The organism is Acidobacteriota bacterium (assembly GCA_028874215.1).
Taxonomy (GTDB): domain Bacteria; phylum Acidobacteriota; class UBA6911; order RPQK01; family JAJDTT01; genus JAJDTT01.
Genome location: JAPPLF010000106.1, coordinates 1 through 2,501 on the forward strand (window position 1 = coordinate 1; position 2,501 = coordinate 2,501).

A 2,501-nucleotide genomic window follows, 5' to 3' on the forward strand; every position below is an offset into this window, starting at 1 on the left:
TTAAAAGCATGCTTGAAGGCAGGATAACCTTTTATGACCACCCCTCAATTAGATTTCTGCTTGACGGTTCCATTGAGTGCGTTTGCCAGTTTCATAAAATTGACGCTACGCAATTTTATCAGCGACAATATGAACGCAGCGGTGAACGTTATTCGGGCTTTATGCCAGTGAAAATATCCTTGCATAATCGTTTGAAGTTCAATAGTTTCAGGAGACATAGACCTGTGCCTTGTTAAGATGAGAAAGGTTTGTCTTGGGACATTCAAACCTAACTCTTTTTAGCTTTTTTCACAGGTCTTTTATTTTTTGTCGTGTACTATGGTCAAGCATAAAAAGGTCTATCCCCGTACACACGGGGAAACCACACAGCACGGCACCATCCCTGAGACAATAAAAGGTCTATCCCCGTACACACGGGGAAACCCGGCACCAAAGTCACCGCGATGCTATCCGTGAAGGTCTATCCCCGTACACACGGGGAAACCGATTCCCATCATTCCGCCGGATGACCTGCTCGAGGTCTATCCCCGTACACACGGGGAAACCTCACTCAATCTGAAGTCGCCAGAGCATTGGGAGGGTCTATCCCCGTACACACGGGGAAACCTTTCCCAGATGGCATCATTGAGCGACATCCTGAGGTCTATCCCCGTACACACGGGGAAACCGCAAAGCGTTTCCTCTTAAGTGCCCCCCCCTGCGGTCTATCCCCGTACACACGGGGAAACCTGCCTGTTATTTGCCTGTTTGTCGCGTCAAAGGGGTCTATCCCCGTACACACGGGGAAACCCCACTGGGGTACGACAATGCCCAATTCCTCAAGGGTCTATCCCCGTACACACGGGGAAACCTATAGCCCGTCGGGTGCAGGTTTTCATAGTGGAGGTCTATCCCCGTACACACGGGGAAACCCTCCATCTGCATCGTGCGTTACCACGACTTCAAGGTCTATCCCCGTACACACGGGGAAACCCTGTCCGAGGCAGTAGATGCCAATAGCAGGTGTGGTCTATCCCCGTACACACGGGGAAACCCAGTAGATGGAGAGATATCCAACATCTTGGCGAGGTCTATCCCCGTACACACGGGGAAACCATTGATTCTCTGTCTTTCATCTGCAATCTCTTGGGTCTATCCCCGTACACACGGGGAAACCACCAACATTGACAATGACACAGGGAGTCGTTTGGGTCTATCCCCGTACACACGGGGAAACCTTATATTCACTGTTTGTCAGAGACGAATAATAAGGTCTATCCCCGTACACACGGGGAAACCCGAAAGACTTGTCAGAACTCAAAGGGATGGAAGGGTCTATCCCCGTACACACGGGGAAACCAAGTCGAACTCGCCCGCATTGCCTACTCCCAAGGGTCTATCCCCGTACACACGGGGAAACCAGGAAACAATGGCCCTACAAGATTCCAATGTTGGGTCTATCCCCGTACACACGGGGAAACCTCTCGGTATATTCTGGGATTCTATCCATCAAAAGGTCTATCCCCGTACACACGGGGAAACCTATGCCAAGCCATTTGCCACCAACGCTTTGTAGGGTCTATCCCCGTACACACGGGGAAACCTATTGGCAATATCATCGGCAGTCATATTTGCCAGGTCTATCCCCGTACACACGGGGAAACCTGCCATCCGTAAAAGGCTTTTGCAAAAATAAGGGGTCTATCCCCGTACACACGGGGAAACCTACCTAAGTTACGGGCATTTACTCTGCCCAAAAGGTCTATCCCCGTACACACGGGGAAACCCATGCAGATATACGAGCCAAAGCCTGGGAAGGGGGTCTATCCCCGTACACACGGGGAAACCTGTACAAACGTATACTTCTTATACCCCGTAAAATGGACGGGGAATCTTTTGACTATCTTTACAGCCTTTTCACCAACAAAACACCATCAGCATCACGGATTTCCTTGGGTGGATCACCGAGATGACGGAGGGCGAGACCACCGGATGCGGTTCCATCACGCCACAGCATGACCACGGCACCGCGGTTCAAAACATCGTACCAGGTGCTTATTACGGTCCAGATACGCTCGCGTACGCCGTGGGAAAGGTCGGGAGAAACGTACACACCGGGCGAGACCTCCAACATCACTGAGGCCAGAAAGCCACGGTAACGCGATTCGACATCGCGCGTGACCACAACAGTCATGGGCACTATGGATCCTCCTGATCGTCTATGTTTTCAAACATCTCCTTGATCCGCTCAATCATGTCGGGTATGACCTTTTCGCTGGCAAGGACACGACCAGCCTCCCGTCTGGCAAGACGTTCGATATTTCCATAGGGCGGAGATTCTGCCTGCTTCGCAGCGCGGAAAGCAGCGGGGATGGTGACCGTGGTTCGATAGAGATCGGCAATGTCCAGCACGAATGATTGGCCGGGGTCCTCGTGGATAAAGCCAAGTTGTGGGATAGTTGAGGTGGCTGATACTGCAATGGCGGCGGCAGCCTCCACGGCACTCACCACATGATTCAATG

Annotated in this window: 2 protein-coding genes and 1 CRISPR repeat array; both genes read right to left on the reverse strand. The window is 51.8% G+C overall.

The annotated features are described in order from the left end of the window. The first annotated feature begins 335 nt into the window (after positions 1-335). Positions 336-1,827: direct repeats of the CRISPR family, unit length 28 nt; unit sequence GGTCTATCCCCGTACACACGGGGAAACC. 58 nt (positions 1,828-1,885) lie between these two features. Next, a complete protein-coding gene (gene cas2e / locus OXT71_21675) occupies positions 1,886-2,179 on the reverse strand; it encodes a type I-E CRISPR-associated endoribonuclease Cas2e (GenBank protein ID MDE2929005.1) in 294 nt (97 codons plus the stop codon). After that, the coding region (locus OXT71_21680) for a type I-E CRISPR-associated endonuclease Cas1 (protein ID MDE2929006.1) at positions 2,179-2,501 on the reverse strand (323 nt) is incomplete at its 5' end. The genes OXT71_21680 and cas2e, both read right to left, overlap by 1 nt.